The sequence below is a fragment of the Planctobacterium sp. AWH2_060 genome, assembly GCF_056158425.1.
Window position 1 is genome coordinate 127,280 of record NZ_JBSWTG010000001.1, and the last position, 18,214, is coordinate 145,493.

Annotated in this window: 13 protein-coding genes; 8 read left to right on the top strand and 5 right to left on the bottom strand. The window is 46.4% G+C overall.

Annotated elements, in window-relative coordinates:
- Positions 1-188 precede the first annotated feature (188 nt).
- The 7 genes from ACXAD8_RS00550 (at position 189) to ACXAD8_RS00580 (ending at position 7,450) form a co-directional block, all read left to right on the top strand.
- Positions 189-2,324, top strand: coding sequence for a TonB-dependent siderophore receptor (locus tag ACXAD8_RS00550; RefSeq protein WP_475223942.1), 2,136 nt, complete (start codon positions 189-191; stop codon positions 2,322-2,324).
- Positions 2,325-2,892: 568 nt separating this feature from the next.
- The gene (locus ACXAD8_RS00555) at positions 2,893-3,177 is read left to right on the top strand and encodes a hypothetical protein (RefSeq protein ID WP_475223944.1); all 285 of its coding nucleotides are present in this window, start codon (positions 2,893-2,895) and stop codon (positions 3,175-3,177) included.
- A gap of 2 nt (positions 3,178-3,179) precedes the next feature.
- Positions 3,180-4,808 (top strand): PepSY-associated TM helix domain-containing protein, encoded by a 1,629-nt coding sequence (locus ACXAD8_RS00560; RefSeq protein ID WP_475223945.1) that lies wholly within the window; start codon positions 3,180-3,182, stop codon positions 4,806-4,808.
- Positions 4,805-5,092, top strand: a complete 288-nt coding sequence (locus tag ACXAD8_RS00565; protein WP_475223947.1) for a hypothetical protein — start codon at positions 4,805-4,807, stop codon at positions 5,090-5,092. The genes ACXAD8_RS00560 and ACXAD8_RS00565 overlap by 4 nt, the downstream gene beginning before the upstream one ends.
- A 133-nt stretch (positions 5,093-5,225) precedes the next feature.
- Positions 5,226-5,477 carry a type II toxin-antitoxin system Phd/YefM family antitoxin gene (locus ACXAD8_RS00570; RefSeq protein ID WP_475223948.1) on the top strand — a complete coding sequence of 84 codons (252 nt, stop codon included), beginning with the start codon at positions 5,226-5,228 and terminating at the stop codon, positions 5,475-5,477.
- 7 nt (positions 5,478-5,484) lie between these two features.
- Positions 5,485-5,772, top strand: coding sequence for a type II toxin-antitoxin system RelE family toxin (locus tag ACXAD8_RS00575; protein ID WP_475232837.1), 288 nt, complete (start codon positions 5,485-5,487; stop codon positions 5,770-5,772).
- Positions 5,773-6,667: 895 nt separating this feature from the next.
- Positions 6,668-7,450, top strand: a complete 783-nt coding sequence (locus ACXAD8_RS00580; RefSeq protein ID WP_475223950.1) for a YqjF family protein — start codon at positions 6,668-6,670, stop codon at positions 7,448-7,450.
- An 87-nt stretch (positions 7,451-7,537) separates the two neighbouring features.
- Here ACXAD8_RS00580 and ACXAD8_RS00585 read toward each other — a convergent pair whose 3' ends face one another.
- Together ACXAD8_RS00585 and ACXAD8_RS00590 are read right to left on the bottom strand one after the other, a co-directional pair.
- On the bottom strand, positions 7,538-8,911 hold the full coding sequence (locus ACXAD8_RS00585) for a GTPase/DUF3482 domain-containing protein (RefSeq protein ID WP_475223952.1): 1,374 nt from the start codon (positions 8,909-8,911) through the stop codon (positions 7,538-7,540).
- Positions 8,908-9,978, bottom strand: a complete 1,071-nt coding sequence (locus ACXAD8_RS00590) for a DUF2868 domain-containing protein (protein ID WP_475223953.1) — start codon at positions 9,976-9,978, stop codon at positions 8,908-8,910. The genes ACXAD8_RS00585 and ACXAD8_RS00590 overlap by 4 nt, the downstream gene beginning before the upstream one ends.
- Before the next feature lie 581 nt (positions 9,979-10,559).
- Between ACXAD8_RS00590 and ACXAD8_RS00595 the strand changes: the two genes are divergently transcribed.
- Positions 10,560-10,967 carry a hypothetical protein gene (locus ACXAD8_RS00595; RefSeq protein WP_475223954.1) on the top strand — a complete coding sequence of 136 codons (408 nt, stop codon included), beginning with the start codon at positions 10,560-10,562 and terminating at the stop codon, positions 10,965-10,967.
- A 77-nt stretch (positions 10,968-11,044) separates the two neighbouring features.
- Here the strand turns inward: ACXAD8_RS00595 and ACXAD8_RS00600 are convergent, their stop codons facing one another.
- The 3 genes from ACXAD8_RS00600 to ACXAD8_RS00610 all read right to left on the bottom strand — a co-directional run bounded on the left by ACXAD8_RS00600 (position 11,045) and on the right by ACXAD8_RS00610 (position 18,110).
- Positions 11,045-13,666, bottom strand: coding sequence for a glycosyl hydrolase family 18 protein (locus ACXAD8_RS00600; protein WP_475223955.1), 2,622 nt, complete (start codon positions 13,664-13,666; stop codon positions 11,045-11,047).
- Positions 13,667-13,744: 78 nt separating this feature from the next.
- Positions 13,745-17,281, bottom strand: a complete 3,537-nt coding sequence (locus ACXAD8_RS00605; RefSeq protein ID WP_475223956.1) for a glycosyl hydrolase family 18 protein — start codon at positions 17,279-17,281, stop codon at positions 13,745-13,747.
- Positions 17,282-17,552: 271 nt separating this feature from the next.
- Positions 17,553-18,110, bottom strand: coding sequence for a helix-turn-helix domain-containing protein (locus tag ACXAD8_RS00610; protein ID WP_475223958.1), 558 nt, complete (start codon positions 18,108-18,110; stop codon positions 17,553-17,555).
- Between the last annotated feature and the right edge of the window lie 104 nt (positions 18,111-18,214).

Consider the following 18,214-nt stretch of genomic DNA (forward strand, 5'->3'; position numbering starts at 1 on the left):
TACGTCTAAGTCAGAATCATTAGTTTGAATTACATTGCGCAATAGGAATCGATTTTTTCGCAAAGCAACTACCAGGTAACATAAATCTTAATAAATATGCAAATGCGAACAATTATCAATTGAATTATTTGTTTCTCTATTTATAATGAAGGCGTTTACACAAACACACGCAATTAATAGAGAACAGAATGACTAAAAAGCACCTTTTCGCATTGTCGCCTATCATGTTGGCGTTCAGCATTAACGCGCAAACAACCGAATCATCTCAGCAACAGACTGCTGCCGAAGCAGATAAAAGCATTGAGCGTATCCGCATTGTTGAAAGTCGAATTCAACGTATCAGCTCTGGTGCTACAGGTTTGGGATTAGACAGCTTTGATACCCCGCAGTCTTTGTCGATCTTAGAAGGGGAAACGATTTCTGATTACAACCTCACCGACATCAACAGCCTGTTTAAAAACGTCACCGGCATCAATGTTGATTCCACAGAAACTGATCGCACCTACTTCAACGCCAGAGGGTTTGACATCACCAGTATGCATGTGGATGGTGCCGGTATTCCCTTTGGTGACATTTTTGTTGGTGACCTTGATACCGCCATGTATGAAAAAGTGGAGTTCATCCGCGGTTCCAATGGTCTTATCACCGGATTGGGTAATCCTTCAGGCACGGTCAACTACGTCAGAAAGCGTCCGGGTAATGACACCAAAGCCAGTATTGATTTGACCATAGGGCGCTGGTCGAACATGCGCGCCGTAGCTGATGTATCAACGCCGCTTACTGATTCAGGCACCTGGGCTGCGCGTGCCGTGGTAGTGCATCAGGACAAAGAAAGCTGGCTCAATCACTATGAAAACAATCGCTCTGTTTTTTACGGGGTAGTAGACGGCCAGTTAAATGACGATGTCACTCTAACCTTTGGTTACTCGCATCAAGACAACAACAGCAATGGTGTTACCTGGGGTGCCATTCCGCTAATTTATTCCGACGGTTCACAAATTGATTTTTCTGTAGATACCACCACAGCGATGGACTGGACTTATTGGGATACCTTAAACAAAACCGCGTTTGCTGAATTGAGCTGGTACATCACAGACGATTTGCAATACACCAGTAAGATTAACCACATCAGGTACGAAGATCAGTCTGAGCTATTTTATACCTATTACAATGTGGGGCTGGATCCCGACACCGGTTTGGGTATGCAGGGTTACCCAGGCAAGTTTACTTCAGATGAAACTACGCGGATTTGGGATAACAATCTGCAAGGTAGTTTTATGGCATGGGGGCTGGAGCATACCTTTAATTTGGGGATCAGTCTGGCCGATGCTGAAACCAGCGACATGGATTTTGCTGCTCTGACGGGATTTGAACCTATGCCAGCTTTACCTGGCTGGACTGGCTCAGAGATCGCCAGACCACAATGGGACCAGCCCTACGAAGCAGGTTTTACCGACATTTCTTTGAATCGCTTCTACGGCGCGATGCAACTGGCTGTTACCGAAGCCTTTGAATTAGTTTTGGGCGCCAGCTTTGTGGATTACGAAAATGAAGGCGAGTCATGGGGCGCTTCTACTTCTACAACTGAAGATGGTAGCAGTCCTTATCTGGGCTTCACCTGGGAAGTGATGGATGGCCTGAATCTATATGGTAGTTACAGCGATATTTATCAACCTCAGTATTACCTGAACGAAGATTTGCAGCCACTTGGCTCTGCAGAAGGGCGCAGCTATGAAATGGGGCTGAAAAAGCGTTTCGATAACAACTTCCTGGTAAGTTTAGCCATATTCAGAACTGAGCAGGAAAATCTGTATGAATTCCTGGAATACGGCGATGGCGACGGGGTCGATGATGACGATTATTCCGATGACTTCACCTACGCTCTATATCGCGGTGTGACTGTGGATTCTAATGGGGTTGAACTGGAATTTTCCGGTAAGTTAAACAAAGAGTGGACCTTACAGGGGGGCTTTACTGCATTGACCATGGACGATGAAAATGGCGATGAAGCCAGAACCTTTATCCCGCGCAGAACCCTAAAGCTACTGGCAGATTACTCGCCTGAGTGGCAAGAAAATCTGCGGGCCGGTATTTCCGTTCGTTGGCAAAGTGAGATCTATAACGATGTTGCGTTTGGTCGCATTACTCAAGATAGCTACGGGCTTATCGGAGGCTATGTGCAGTATCAGTTTAATGAGCAGGTAGCGGTGTCTCTGAATCTGGAAAATATTACCGACGAAAAATACATTAACTCCGTCCGTACGGAACAAGGATTCTATGGTTCACCGGCGAATTACAGTCTGACTTTGCGTTGGGATTATTAATCGCTATTCATGTAAAGGGTTCGGTAGGCAGTGCTTAGGGTTTTTACGGGTCTCCTTGAGCACTGAATGTCTCGCTCTGGTTTAAGTTGCCAAGTTCCAGCTTAATCCGGAGCGAGACCCGCCGAATATATCTATACCCAAATCACCTCAAGATACTAGCTTTCAGCGTGAGATAAAAAACGTTTAGACAAGTAAAAATGACGTAGGCATGGTTGCTCTCACGTCAAGTCATTTTAATGCAGTATAAACGTTTTTTAGCCACGCCCTTCGGGAGCAACACAGCACTTCCATTACTGTGTTGCATGTGTTTGAAAGGTAGCCGACATTCCTTCTCACATGCGCCTTGTACTGAAAGCGCTGTGATAGCTCTGAAACAGTATCTTGAGGTGGTTTGGGTATATCATCTACAAGCTTAACCATTAGATAATAAGTAAGTTAATAAAAATAATGATTCTCATTATGGTTTTTATTTTGTCTGCAATCTTGTAGACTGAGAGCAACATAATAAGGTCTTAAAGTTTACAGTGGTTCGGCTATTTATCTCGCTAAACCACCTAAGGAAGCTATTTTGAGCACAACATCTAAATCTTTTCTTGCGAATGGACGCTTCTGGTTGACCGGTCCGGCAACACTGGTGGTGTCTTTGTTATTCATGCTGGCGATGGCTGCCTGGTTTCCGGCTGGAGCGGGGCAGGTAAACAACATCATAATGCCGCTGGTTATGTTTCCGCTTATTTGGGCGGTTTTGTTTTTCTATACCTATCTCACCGACCAGTTAGCTAAAGCCGCCTGGATTATGTTGGCCCTTTTCTTGGTTAACAGTGTGATCCTTGCTCTGCAATTTTGGGGATAAAAATGACAACACCTAACACTGAAATTCGCTCTAAAGCGAAGTCTTTGCTCAGTTTACATTCCTGGTCAGGCATTGCTTTGGGGATGCTGCTCTATGCGGTGATATTTACCGGTACTGTGGCGGTAGTCTCTGACGAAATAGGAGAGTGGTCCAACAGTAATCACCACATCAATCTGATGTTAAGTAGCGACCTGGATGGCACCATAAAACGGTTAACGGAACAGACTCCTGCAGAGTATCACGAAGAAATTTCTATTTATGAAAACCATCGCCAACAGCTAGTGTATTTCTTTCATACCCATCGCCAAAACCCTGTCGGTGAAATGGATGAGTATGGCGTTCAGTACATTGTGGATCCGCAAGGTGAAGTGGTATTGCAGCAAGAAGGCTTTAGCACAGAACTTTACGCTCAGGATGACAGCAATGCTTTGAGCCGGTTTTTAGTTGCCATTCATACCGAACTTCACATTCCTTCCCCCTGGGGATTGATACTGACCGGTATTCTGGGACTGGCTATGCTGATTGCGGCTGTGTCTGGCTTTATGATGCATCGTCATTTATTTACCGATATGTTTGCCATCCGCAAGCAGCGCGATGGCAAAGCCTTAAAGCGCGATTCACACACTGTAGCCGGTACCTGGAGTATTCCGTTTGCGATATTACTGGCCTTTACCGGTAGCTTCTTTAGTTTTGCTACCGCTTTTGGCTTACCAGCCATGGCTGTGGTGGCCTTTGGCGGTGATCAGGAAGCTATGATGCATACCCTGGTGGGCGAACAGCAGGAAAAAAGTGAAGCGGCGTTAGCTTCTGCCAATATTAATACTATGGTGGCTGACTCCGCTCAGCGGGAGTCCATCGCACCTATTTTTGTTGTGGCATCTCACTGGGGAACCGAATCCGCCAGCTTGCTTACTTTTTTTATGCCCAATGAAGGTGGGGTAGGGTTCGAGCAACTGGTATACAACGGCACCAATGGAGAATTTGAAGAGTACAAGCCACAGGTTGGTACGGTACCCTCTGCGGGCAGCGCCATTATGTCACTGATTTACCCCATTCATTTTGGCACTTTTGCAGGCCTGATATCCAAAATCATCTGGATAAGTCTGGGCGTCGCTTCTTGTTACGTTACAATCACCGGGTTGCAGCTCTACGCCTTTCGCAATGAAAAGTCTGAGACAGATTGGCGCTGGTTCAGCCGCTTTTGTGTCTGGGGCTTTTACGGGCTTCCTTTGTGTTCATTAAGCAGTGCTGTTGGCTTCTTTATCAGTGGTGGCCTGGCTCTAAATCAGAGTTTCTGGACTCCGCTATCCTTTGTTATTGCCGCCGGTGTTATCACTCTTGCAACCCTGTTGATTAAAAAACTGAATGTCCTGAAAAATTGGTTACTGGCTGCCAATGGCTTGTTTTGCTTGCTTTTACCGGTACTGCGCTTTGCCACCTCTGATGTGGGCTGGATTCAGGCAGTACAAAACGACATGATTGCGGTGTTGTTTGTTGATCTGGCTATGCTGGCCTGCGCCGCATGGTGTGTAGTGGGCTTATATAGGGCAAAGCGCACAGACAAGCGCCAGATGGAAAAACAGCAATCGCAAGATATGCAGGTAAATGAACAGCAAGAGGCAATGTCATGAATCACCTGATACACACTTTGCCCTTTATTCTGTTCGCAGTGCTGATTGTAATGCTATTGGCTCATTCAGATCCGAGACGCAGACAGCTGTTTGAAAAATCAGATGCTAAACGTGTCGTTAATCTGCAGGTGCCGATCAAAGCCAGAAAATGGTTAGCCTGGAGTCTGGTGCTCCCCTTGATAGCATTGATATTGATGGCCAACTACGCCGGTATTTTGATGTATGCTGGCGCCTTAACAGTAATAGGTTGGCTGGTAAGTGAGCTACCAGCCTCGGTGGTATAAAGATTCACCGAAATTTAAACTTAACAACCAGGGCTATTTAGCCCTGGTTTGCGTAAGGCTCTAATAATCACTAGCGGCAATCAATAAAAAGGTCTAAAATTGGCTCTTATTTTGATGCTTTATTGGTGTGATTATGAGACAGGTTCTGGCTGATTGTTCAGCAAGTATTTCAGAGTTAAAGAAAAATCCAACCGCTTTGTTGAATGAAGCTGATGGTTCGCCGATCGCCATTTTGAATCACAATAAACCTGCAGCTTATCTTGTTCCGGCGGAAACTTACGAGTTATTGATGGATATGCTCGATGACTACGAGCTGGCAAAACTGGTTGAAAGCCGTCGTGGAGATTTATCAGAAGCGGTAGAAGTCAATATCGATGACTTATAAGCTATCGATGACTTATAAGCTAAAGTTCTTACCCGTAGCACAAAAAGAATGGAGTAAACTTGCTCCACCGATTCAAAGTCAATTCAAAAAGAAATTGAAAGAGCGACTGGAAAATCCTCATGTGCCATCTGCAAAGATTCGTGGTTATGATTCAGTCTACAAGATAAAGCTTCGAACAGCCGGGTATCGATTAGCATACGAGGTTATTGATGATGAAATCACTGTCTACGTAATAGCTATCGGTAAAAGAGATAAAGAAGCTGTGTATAAAAAGTTGGCATCCAGGTTCACATAACACTTAGCTTGGCTCAGTTCAATCAAACACATTTCTCAAAGCTGCTAGTATTGCAGGAACAACAGCCTGTCGCTCAGAAATCGGATGATGGAATCTGTTGATGGAGTCAGATTGAGTGCTCAGTACTTTGATTGCGCTTCTTCAAAGGGGCGCTCACCTTCACCCTCATTTAGCCCTGACGCGAGACAATATAAGCCTAATTCGCAGAACCATTGTAGATTGTGGCGTCTTTAGTCCAACGAATATGCTAAAAGCCAGCAACGCTGTCTGACTGGCCGATTTTTGCTCCTGCAAAATCGGCATTCACTACATCCATGTAGCTCAAGTCAGACTTACAAATATATCCCTATTGCCTATCTTCAGGTTTTTTCTGCTTTTTCGGCTTATCTCGCGAAAGGGCGAGATTTTTCCGGGCTTCGAACAGAACAGCGATGCATTATTTAACCAATTTAAAGTGGGTGTCATGTTAAGGTTAGTGTCATGTTAATGTTTTGTAGGTTGAACTTCAGTTCGACAAAGCAAACTGAAGCAAGCACCGTTTTCCGAAAGGCCAATTTTGCAGAGAACAATAACCGGCCAGTTTGGCATAACAATCCAAATCAACTACCGTTGTCCGACTGAAGTCGAACCAACATAAGTTGCCAGAGACAACGTCCATGTTGCCCATCTTCAGGTTTTTTCTGCTCTTTCGGCTTATCTCGCGAAAGGGCGAGATTTTTCCGGGCTTCGAACAGAACAGCGATTGTTAATTAAACAATATTATAACCAGACCACTGAATATCTGGCCTTCAGAAGCGCGGTGGTTTAACATCTTAATTAAGCATATAAATCAAGTTTGCGGAGAGGTGTCTTCGCGTCTTTAACTAAAAGAGTATATTTCAGGGACGACCAGACGTTGGATGCACTTAAATTTAATGATTTCCTCCACCCCAGACCTAAACCCACTGGAATTGATGTTTTATGCAAATTACAGCACTTTGCAATAATTACCTACGCGGTGGATCCTTCAAGATTTGCCGGGCTTTTTCCAGAGCGTTTTGAACTAGATACATTAAAAATTAATGGTGAGGAAAAAGCCTTAATATCTGTAGTTCCGTTTATTGATGTTGATTTTACATCTGCTGCATACCCATTCCCCAAATTCACAATGGGACAAACCAATTATCGGATCTACATTATTGACAAAAATACAAATGAGCGGTGTGTATGGTTCTTGGGTACTACATTGGATTCATGGACTCTTGCAGTGCCAAGGTTTGTTTGGAATCTTCCCTGGTACTCTGGCGATGTTAATTTCGATTGCGATTTTGATGCATCAGAATATATATACAAAAAGTACAAAATGACGACAGAAGCAAATTGGGCGCCAGCGCAAGTTGAATTGACACAGCAAAAAGGTTGTAAATTGGAGCTCCCTGGCTTTCCAGATACAGAAACTGGGCTCGTTTACTTAACGCATCCGTTAGCAGGTTTTTATTATCGAAGAGATGGAAAATTGGGGACCTATAGAGTGTGGCACAAGCAATTAAAAGTATCCCCAGCAAAAATTAAATCAGCTAATTTTGCCTTGTTGTCTCGATTGGGTTTAGTTACAGAAGAAGAACAACAAAGTGCTCATAGTGTTCTTGTAGAACCAATTAACGAGTTTACTATATACCTACCGCCTAAAGTGTTATAACGCAAATATGAAGAACAGCGAAAAATATACAATAATTTAGAAAATTAACAGCTATAAAATCAACGTTATTCTTTATCGTATACTTGCCTAAAACGCCGTCATCACCTGGGTCAGAATCTCTCTTAAATCTTTTGGTGGTCGTTGCTTTACTAGTTTGTCGCAAGCGACGTTGAGGGATTTTTTCAGGTCGCTTTCCATGTTGCTCACCATCTTCTGAAAATCCTGAGAGGACAGGGAGAGGGCGCTGCGATTGGCGTGGTTAAGGTTGCAAACCTGTTTGTGGAAATATAAAAAGCGGCCAAGGATAACGTAGGGGAAGTTAGCGTTTTTCATGGGGCCATAGGATGCATTCCATCCGCCTGTTTTTAAGCCTTTTATTTTCATATTGGCGATTTTATTGGGGAATATCGCTGCGCCAACGGCACCGACAGCGCCACCGCCCAGCGCACCTAACATCAACGAGCTTCCACCTGTCACTATGTCCAAAGTGGCGCCACCCATGGCACCGGTTAGTGCTGTGGCTGCTATCAATTGTTGCTTGTTCAAACCCCAAAGGTACCATTGTTCTACCTCAAACAGATTGGGTGGAAAGATTAGCTCATCGCCGGACAGTGCGGTGTTTTGGTGTTGGTATACAGATAACACCTGGTTGAAGGCTTCCTGCTCACGCTGTTTTATCCATTGCTCAAATTGCAGTTTCAGTGGTTGCGACAGGGTGTTGGCTTGCGATTTAGACAAGACTTTTTGTGCCACGCTATAGCTGCACACGTCCCGCAATAATTGCTCCAGAATACTGGCACTATGCAGTAATTGGTTTTGTCGTCTGGTTTGCAGATCCTTGCTAATGTTATTCAGTTGCTCTTGCCACTTTTCATTCAGGTGGGCAAAGGTTCTGAATAGCGCATTTTGCTTGTCAAATTCCACCGTCATAGGGTTGAATACTTTTACGGAGTTAAAGTATTGGCCCAGTGCGTTTTGCCATTGTTCGATATACATCTCATTTTCGATGGGATTGATCAGCGCCATTCTGGGCTGACCGCTCCATCTTAATATTTCCATCTCGAATTCGTATTCCGGGCCATAGGGTCTTGAGCCGTCTACCACGTAGATGATGGCGGAGCCCGCTACTATTGGCGTGAGTAATCGCACCTCATCGGGAAACGCCTGTTGGCATTCCGGGGAATCTACAAATCTGGCCACCGTATTTGCTCTGTCGCTGGCATCTTTGACATGACTTTCCAGCCATTTAAGGGCCTTGAATGGGCGCTGGAATCCCGGTGTGTCCACCAACACCAGTTTGCCACTGGGCATATTGATTTCGTAGCGATCTGCGTGCTCGGTTGTACCACTGCGCTGACTGATGGCAACCTGGTCGGTTTGGGCCAGGGTAGCAACGATACTGGATTTACCTTTGTTGGGATGCCCAACTACGGTGAATGTCGGTATTGATAGGTTACTCATGAGTGTAAATCTCCGACATAAAGTGTCCACTGCGACGTTGTTGCCACAAACCGCTGCCACTCATCAAGGTGTTGTTGCTTTGGTGCTGCGATGGCATCACGTTGTAGTTCTACCGGGCAAATCAAGCCCTGCTTATCGTCAATATAGTCTTTTAACTCCTGAAGTGGCGGCTCCCAGGCTTTAACTAAAATGACTAGTTTGGAATCGGCTTCGTTGTGACTTGCTGCTTCATCCGCCAGTGGCCCTGCGTTAATCATGGGCTGTGCTTTAAGATTAGGTGGTAACTGATTGAGTATCGCTTCAGGAAAACCAGCCCAATTTACCAAAAGAAATTCTTTGGGGAGCGATGTGGTTGAGGATGATGACGATACTTCGTTATTTACAGAGCTATTAAAATTCGGCTGTGTTTGTTTCTTCTTTAACGTTCTTAGAATTCGCAAACGCAGGTAACCCATCAGGCATACCCTCAGAGAAAGGGCGTAGAAAAGCTGACAAGCCATAATAAATGGCCACCAGTTTGAGAAGGGCATAACTTCTCCGGTATGAAGGGTTAGCCTTGAGTCTTGAGATGCGGCCAATAGCTCCATGCTTGGTTGTGCCGCTTGCCAGAAGTACCAGGGCAACGCGATGATTTTTAATATCGGGAGCAGGACTTCCGGTGTCAGCAGTGTGCTGCGCCATACAAAGTGCATGTCAGTGAAGACCAACAGCAACAGCAAGGCCAGAATGCTTCCGGTTGCCAAACCGACGCCAGCATATTGTCCGTGGTACAAGACAATTAGCCGTTTAACTTTTTCATCGTAACCCACCGGTGAATTGCCCAAGAGAAACACAAATCGAGACTTTAATTGTTCAATGATATGAGGCTCTTTGGTGGTTAGCGGCAAAATTGAGAGCAGTGCACCCAACACAGGTATTGCTACGAAAAGCCCCAGTAAGATTAAAATGTTAACCTGGCCGTATTGATCGCCGGCGAGCAAGAATACACTACACAGGAAGCCCAGTGCAGTGCCGGCAACAAGGGCAGTATGCTGAGTGTCAAAGGATGGTTTTGTGATTGTTTGCAATGGTTATCCTGTTGATATCACACGCTTATTGAGCTGGCGGTGTCTTGACTGGCACACGCCCTTTTAAGCTTTCATATTCGACATTATCTTATCGCTTTTTTCTATTTATATCTCTAATGAATACCTGCCACACTCAATTCTAATAAGTTTTTTGTAAGTAGATTTCTGGAAGGCCTACATCATAGAACGCTCTGGATATTTGTTCTGATAGAGTCCTGGTATTCGTCTCACTTAACCGTACTAATGTATCGATGATCTATTTAGCGCGACGATATCAGGGCACCGATTCTGAATTCTTGCTGCGGATACACTATTTAATACAAGTCCGAACAGTTAATGTTGTTTGAGTTGTGCTGCAATTTTTTTGACACTTTTCACGTCAAAAAAATGACAAATAGGAATACAAATGAATATCTTTGGAGTATTTTTAACGATACTCTGTATAAATTGTTAATAATCCATTTACACATTAAAAAATCTAATTCAAAAATGGAATTATTCTCATTTGTCAAATAGCAACCAAAGATTAAAATGTGCGCGTTTTTTGTTCTGTACCCCACATATAAATTTAAGAGGTTGTTATGTTAAAGTCTGTTTTGGCTACTGTTGTTTTCGCTGCTGTTGCTCACACTGCATCTGCTGTTGAGTTCGTAAATGTTGATAGCTCTAAGTTCACTGAACTGTGCATTGTTGCTGTTCAAAACGGTGAAACTGTTAAAGGTCGCGACGCTAACGTTCAGTGTAACGGCATGCCTATCAATGACTTCGTTGCTAAATACAACAACGCTAAAGAAGAGACTGCTACTGTTATCGCATTTGAAAATGTAGACAATGCGCCAGAGTCTGAGTTGTGTATTGCTGCTGCGACTTCAAACGAAGCTTTTGTTGCTGCTAAAGATCGTTTAAACATCAGCAAAAATAATATCAAATGTAACGGTGTTGACCTGCCTAAGTTTGCTAAGCGTTTCAACAAAGAATTCCAAAGCTGAGCTTGCTTTAGATTTTTTAATATAAAAAAGGCGAACCAGTGGGTTCGCCTTTTGCTTTTGCTGAGGAAAGAAATCTATTATTGGCAGGAAGCCGGGCCAATATCGCTCCACACTGCAGCAACACCTGGCTCGTCACCTTGAGTCCAGTATGCGGCCACATAGCGTCTGTCCAGATGATTTACCTCGCTGCCTCCGGTATAAGCAACACCCGCATCCCAGGGAAACTCTACATCACTTAACAAGGTCCATGCCGAATTGCTGTTGGATGGCGCTGAGTTCTGGTTCCACCAGTTAGCCTGCCACACCAGATTGTTGTGACTGACGGTCGCACCACCGGTATAAGTTGCACCTGCACTCCAGGCAGCATAATTGCCAGCATTAGGATCGGTGGCATCACAAGGGTTTCCGGTGCTTGTGCCGGTTACTGTAATTGTTACGGTTGCAGAGTCGCTGTCAGTACCGTCGTCTACTAACACCTGGAACACCAGGTCTTCATTACTGGACAGCGTTGGGGCACTAAAGCTGCTTTGCACTGAATTAGCATTGCTAAGAGTAACTGCCGTTCCTGACAGCTGTTGCCAACTGTAGCTTAGAGTATCGCCGTCTGCATCAGAGGAGGCACTGGCATCCAGGGTTACTGTTGCATTTGCAGCCACGGTTTGATTACTACCTGCATCTGCCACAGGAGCCGTGTTGCCTTGTGATTGTGCTTTTAACGTAATTTGCACGCTATCTGTATCATTTAACGCACCATCGTTAACGGTGAGTTCAAACACCAGTACTTCATCCTGACTTACAGCGCCTGCGCTGAAAGAGGTGATGGCACTATTGGCATTGTTCAGCGTTACCGCAGGACCAGATATCTGTTGCCATTGATAGCTCAGCGTATCGCCGTCTGGATCAGTGGAACTGCTGCCGTTGAGTGTGACGGTGGCAGGCAGGTTAGAAACGGTTTGGTCTAACCCGGCGCGCGCAGTTGGAGCGATGTTGCCGGTGCCGCCGCCATGGCCAAGGGCGACATGCATGGCGTTGAGGATATCACCGTTGTCAGCATCAATTTCCCAGGAGAACAAACCCGCCAGTCCTTTTGCTGCTACCAAGTCACCTTTAGCCTGAACGGAAGTGGCATCGTCATAAGTGATCAGATCGCCGCTGCTGGCTTTGAATAAGTAGGGCGCTTCTGCTGTGTTGTCGTAATGATAAGTCCACTCTGGTGAGTTGCGGTATTGCGCGATATCGCGATAGTCCACCACGCCTGGCTCCCAGGAACCAGCAACCGGGCCTGTGGCAGTTCCTTTCATATGACTGGTTTGATCATAACCACTAACGCCTGTCCAGCCTCGTCCGTACATGGCAACACCAGCTACTAATTTGGAGGGCGATACTCCCTGAGCCAGAAATTCATCAACGGCTCCGCTCAGATTAAATTGCTGGGTGTGGGCATCACCAGCGCGAAAATCGGGCGCATAAACACCTGCCTGGTGTCCCAGTTTATTCAGGTCAAAAGCCCCGTAGAAGTCATAGGACATGATGAATATGTAATCCATGTACTGCTGAGTGGCCTGGTAATCAATGCGATTGATTTTTTGTTCAGCAGCGCCCACCGCTGAAGTGAGTTCGTAGGTTCGGCCGGTTTCAGCCTCTAATATGTCCAGCATGGCCCGCAAGTCTCGCATCAACAGGCGGTAGGTTTCTCCGTCTGTTGCCGGATTGCCCAGGCTGCCATTGGCACCGCCACCGCCGGGGTATTCCCAATCGATGTCCACGCCATCAAAAAACTTCCAGGTACGTAAAAATTGCTCAACGGAATCTACAAAGGTCTGGCGATTGGCGCTGTCACCCAGATAATAGAAGGGGTCTGATAAGGTCCAGCCACCGACAGATGGCAGGATTTTCAGGTCAGGGTAAGCCTGTTTCAAAGCCATTAGCTGACCAAAATTACCCCGGTAGCTATCCCCGGACACCTGGCCATTTTGGGTTTTGGTTACTGCGGCAAAAATATCGTGAATGGTAACACTGAAATCCGGCATGCCGTTACAACTGGCCACCAGTACATTGTGTCCACCTGGATTGGCTGCCTGCAGAGAATCATTGGGGCCACAGATTGGAATAAAACCATACAGAATGTGGGTGAGGTTGTAGGCCGGCATTTTATCTACCGGGAATTTTCTGCCATACACACCCCATTCTACGAAGTAGCTGCCTACCACTGAATTTGTGGTGTTGTTATAGGGTTGATTGTTTTCACCATCGTTTAGCACCAATGGATCCATGTGGCTACCGTCGGTATCTTCTACCTTAATGGCCACCGGGGAGGCTCCAGGCGTACAGCCGTCGGCGTTGCAGAGCTCAACATTCAGTTGATATTGTCCACCTGTGGCTACCTGTAAAGTGGCGCTCCCGGTTTGCGAAGCGCCGCCTCCGCTTAAGGTCTGTTCTAAAACGACAGTATTATCCAGTAGATACCGAGCTGAGGTGGCGGTATCGCCGGACCACTTTGACCAGCTGACGGGAATTTCAGCGTAGTCTTTTACTGTGACTAATTGTTGATAAGCACTGGCGGTTTCGTCAATTTCTATAATGGCGAAGTTGGTTTCCATCCAGTCAATGGTGGGCGCACCGGGGGCGGCCGCGAGTGCCTGACCGGTAAAACCGGTGCCGAGCAATGCTGTTGCCAGCGAGAGGTGTTTTAGTTTCATTTTCCTTACTCTTGTTGCTTTGATTATGCTGATAGATAAAAGGCCACTGACGAAAAACGCCAATGGCCTTAGCTTGAATTAATAGTTACAGATGGCTGTCCAGCTACCGTCGCTACCGGGTTCTGCGGTAGTCCACCAGTTGGCTTGCCAAACGCTGTTTTGGTGGGTTAAACGGTCACCTGTGTTGGCGTGGCTGGGGTTGCCTTGCCAGTCGGTATTCGGGAAGTTGGGGTAAGCCGGATAGCTGGCGGGATCGATATTTTGCTCGTTGCAGCTATCCGAACCATTGCCACCACCGTTGCCGCCGTCACCGCCAGAACCTCCGTCACCGGTAAATTCAGGTAAGTGTGGATAGGCGGATTTCAGTCCAAGCACTTTATTGCCTACCTGAATTCGTAAACCATTACCCAGTCCGGAAACCGGCAGGTAATACACCATAGACACCGTAAACTCAGCACCAGGTGCAATACTAGAAGTGCCATTGAGCGGAATACTGACGGTATGGAAGTCCGCCCGCGTGCCATTGAGTTTAAAGTTACTGCCGGTGTAGCCCGAATCAGTGACATTCACGCCGGCACCATCCCAATCCTTAATGACATCACCGGTGGAGGTAGGCATCAGGAAGCGGATTTCGCTGCCAGCCGGAATGGTGTGTTGGCTGTTGTTAGTGAGCACCAGAGTTGGGTTGATAGGGTAATTGTTATCACCAGCTGGCCAGTCACGAGTGGACACGCTGATATCAATTACTTCATCTGGTACCGGCAACGGATTTTGCTGTAAGGTCATTGGTGACGCATTGGCAAAGGTGTTGTAGGCGAGATCTGTCAGCGTTGTGCCGAAAGTGTATTCCCCTTTCTCTGCATCAAAGCCGTAGTCACCAGCCATCTCCCAGACCATCATGCCACCGGCTCCCATTTCTATTATGAAATCCAGCTTTTGCGTTAAGGAGGTTTCGTCTTCTATTGACAGGAATACTTGTTTTTGCGGATTCCACAACCAGCTGGCACCTAATGCCTGGCTGTAGTGATACTCGTAGTCACCAACAATTTTGTCAGAGGGATCATTGCTGTCCAGTCCCCAGTCTGGGCCGTAACTGGGCATGTCTCCAAAGTTCAGGCTGTCGGCCTGCATCAGGTTCATCGCATGCCACATAGGCATAGAGCCTGCCGGAATTTCATTGCCCTGATCGTCCAGATCATGCCACAGGTTATCGATGCCTTCTGCACCATAGCCACAAGGTGTATTGGCTCCAGTACCGGGTAAACATTCGGTTTGATTGGGTAGTGCGGCTTTACCCCAAAGTCCGTTTGTTCCGCCAGTAACGCCCTGGAAACCCCGGGTGTAGTAGGGGATACCGATATTAATTTGTGCCGGTGCAAATGCACCTCTGAAATACTGATAAGCCCAGGCGGTATTGAGGTAACCAATTTCCTGATATTGCGCTGTGGTATAAACACCGGCGGCTGCAAGTTCGGCATCGTCACCGTTATCGAATAGCGCCGCTTGCGGGCCAACGTATTCGTTCCAGGCGCCGTGCAGGTCGTAAGTCATGATGTTGACGTAATCCAGCACATCTCCCAGAGCAAAATCTTCCATGCCACGCAGCAGGTAACCGGAAGACGGTGCCGCAATAGTGAGCATGTATTTGCGATTGTCTTGTGCGCCCGCGTTATCCAGAGCCGTGCGTAATTCATCCATAAAGACTTCATAGTTATCCATTAGTTGTGGACGACATTTGTTGGAAATCGCAAAATCAATGGGATTACCGGAATCCTGCATGGATGAAGGATATTCGTAGTCCACATCGACACCGTCAAAACCGTACTGACGAATAAACTCAACCACTGAGGCGTTAAAAGCCGCGATACCAGCAGCGTTGACGCCGCAAGTGTCGAGGTTGGTGGTCATGGCATAAAATCCGGTGGTTTCAGCCCAACCGCCAACAGAAATCAGGGTTTTTACATCGGGATATTGCTTTTTCAGGGACGAAATGTGATTGAAATGACCCTTGTAGCTGAACTCCGGATCCATTTCTGCGCCTGACACTTCTGGCCATTCAATGTCTGTGGCTTCAGCGGACACCTGAATTTCATTGGTTTGGGTATTTATGGTGGCAAAGGCGTAATTGATGTGGGTGAGCTTATCCCAGGGCAGATCTTTTGCGAGATAAGCTGGTAAGCCATTTTTGCCGGTACGCCATGAGGTAAAGTAGCCAATGATGCGTCGTGGGTGATCATCTCCCATACATTCACTGCCGTCTGCGCGATAAATTTGAGTGATATCACAGGACAGGTTTCCGGTGCCGGTTTCATTAACGGTTACGCTAATAGTTTCACTTTGACCGTTGAGGTTGGTGGCATCGGTGGCCGTTGCGGATAGGGCAACCGTACCTGATTGTGCTGGCTGCCAGGTCAGATGATAAGGTGACTGACTAACCACGCCAATAGATTGGCCGTCGGCAAAAAATTCAACGCTTTGCACGTCGTCATTCACATCACTGACATCGGCCATTAGGGTTACGCTTTGATTGACAAACAGATTGTTCCCCGGAGATTGCAGGGTAATTTGCGGTGCCTGAGGCTCTGTTACTGCATTTACCTGAATCGTGGCGCTGGCACTGTCGCTGATGTCGCCAGTGGTATCAACTGCAGTGGCTGTTATTTGGTGGGCTCCAGTGCCGGAAGCTTGCCAATTCGCACTGTAAGGTGCGCTGTTGTCGGTGGATAACAACTGCCCATCAACAAAAAAATCTACCCGGTCGGTAACGGCATTGCTGGCGCTTACATCAGCGCTAATAACCACACTGTCACCAACATCGAAACTGGCGCCATTTACCGGCTCCACAAGGGAAACTGACAGAGAGCCATCAGGAACATCTGCAATAACTGATATGACAGCGTTGTCATTCGCGCTTAAATTATTGCCGTCTAAAGCTTCAACCAGTAGTGCTTTTTGGCCGGGATTGGCTGCTGTCCAGCTTGTTTCCCAGGGGGATTCCGTATCTGAGTACAACAGCTGATTATCCAGGTAAAAGTTTACCTGAGTTACGCTGGTATTGGTGGCCTGTACATCTGCAGAGAGTAGAACGACATCGCCTTCTGTGTATTCGCTATTATTTACGGGCGAGCTGAAGGAAACAACAAGAGAAGGGGAAGTGTTACCGCCCAGTGTCAGACTAAGACTGCTCTGCACTTGAGTAACCCCAATCTGACCGCTGACACCGTAGGTCAGAACCACACTATTGCCCGGCTCTAACAAGGAATCTGTCCAGCTGTTTTCTTCAAAATCCAGTTGCAATGAGTTGTTGTAGTGGTTACCGCTTTGGGTAGAGCTGGCGTTTAGGGCGGGGTAGCTGATACCTGTGCCTGACCAATTAGGTGAGCTGGTGACAATTTGAGAATCGAAGGCCAGCAGGGCGTCGTCCAGGTTGATGGCATCGTTGCCGGTGTTAGTGACGGTGATTGTGTAGTTGTTCCACCATTGGCCTTCGTCGCCAACAACCGCTACTTCGGTTTGCCAACTATTGGCACATAGTGCTGATGACATCAGACAGCATGTGGCGGCCGTTAATCCAATGCCCATCTTTTGCAAGTAGGCGTTGCGTTGAAAAGTCATTTTAGGTTCCTCTGTTGGTTTTTTGGTTTATGTAACCTGTGCATAAATGACAGCGTTGTCATTCCCTAACAAAGAAAAAGGAACTTGATAAATTCTGTTCCTCGATCCTGATTTCACTTTCCGTGGTTTATGCTGAGCGTGCCATCAGCGTTATTAAAGAATTAACATTATCTTTACACTGCGTAAAGAATAATTACCTAAAAATAGCCGAAAATGATGATAACTTAATGATTTATATTGTAATAAAGTTGATGGGTAGATTAAAAATTGATCAGGTTTTTCCAGGGATATTACCTGGATAACAAATGATATTTTGAAAAATGCAGGTTTCTGACAGGGCTTTGTATGCGTGAGGTTGATCACTAAAAATACGCACACAATCTCCGGTGTTAAATGTATGCCACTGATCGTCAAAAAACAGGGCAAGCTCTCCCTGTAACACATGAACGTGTTCTATAACGCCAACGTTATGGGCACTTGATTGTTGTTCGTGATGCCGGGTCAGGGTGATTTCAAACATTTCCATGCCAGAATCAGCTTGGTAAGGAAACAGGGTTTTTACTCGCATGTTGCCATCATTGGGGAAGGCGCGTTCACTGTCGCGCAACTCTGTTGGATTAGCAAAAAAAGCTGAAAAAGACGACTCCAGGCCACTGGCGATTTTCCACAAGGTCGCGATGGTGGGGCTGGATTCCTGCCGTTCAATTTGTCCCAACATGGCTTTGGATACGCCGGTGAGCTTTGCGGTGGCGTCCAGGCTCAGGCCTTTTTGCTGACGCAGTGCTTTTAGGTGTTGGGCAACTTCCTGCAAAAACTGTTTGTCTTTCATGATGACTTGTAAATTTCAGTGGTTTCTAAATCTGCTGTTTTTATCGCTTGTGCGTTATAGCGTCCGGTGTTATTTTGTTTGTGCGCAATAACGCACGAAGTATA

Excerpts from the sequence above, each read along its gene's own strand:
- ACXAD8_RS00550 (WP_475223942.1), top strand. The coding sequence starts at position 189 with ATGACTAAAAAGCACCTTTTCGCATTGTCGCCTATCATGTTGGCGTTC.
- ACXAD8_RS00560 (WP_475223945.1), top strand. The coding sequence starts at position 3,180 with ATGACAACACCTAACACTGAAATTCGCTCTAAAGCGAAGTCTTTGCTC.
- ACXAD8_RS00565 (WP_475223947.1), top strand. The coding sequence starts at position 4,805 with ATGAATCACCTGATACACACTTTGCCCTTTATTCTGTTCGCAGTGCTG.
- ACXAD8_RS00570 (WP_475223948.1), top strand. The coding sequence starts at position 5,226 with ATGAGACAGGTTCTGGCTGATTGTTCAGCAAGTATTTCAGAGTTAAAG.
- ACXAD8_RS00575 (WP_475232837.1), top strand. The coding sequence starts at position 5,485 with ATGACTTATAAGCTAAAGTTCTTACCCGTAGCACAAAAAGAATGGAGT.
- ACXAD8_RS00585 (WP_475223952.1), bottom strand. The coding sequence starts at position 8,911 with ATGAGTAACCTATCAATACCGACATTCACCGTAGTTGGGCATCCCAAC.
- ACXAD8_RS00595 (WP_475223954.1), top strand. The coding sequence starts at position 10,560 with ATGTTAAAGTCTGTTTTGGCTACTGTTGTTTTCGCTGCTGTTGCTCAC.
- ACXAD8_RS00600 (WP_475223955.1), bottom strand. The coding sequence starts at position 13,666 with ATGAAACTAAAACACCTCTCGCTGGCAACAGCATTGCTCGGCACCGGT.
- ACXAD8_RS00605 (WP_475223956.1), bottom strand. The coding sequence starts at position 17,281 with ATGACTTTTCAACGCAACGCCTACTTGCAAAAGATGGGCATTGGATTA.
- ACXAD8_RS00610 (WP_475223958.1), bottom strand. The coding sequence starts at position 18,110 with ATGAAAGACAAACAGTTTTTGCAGGAAGTTGCCCAACACCTAAAAGCA.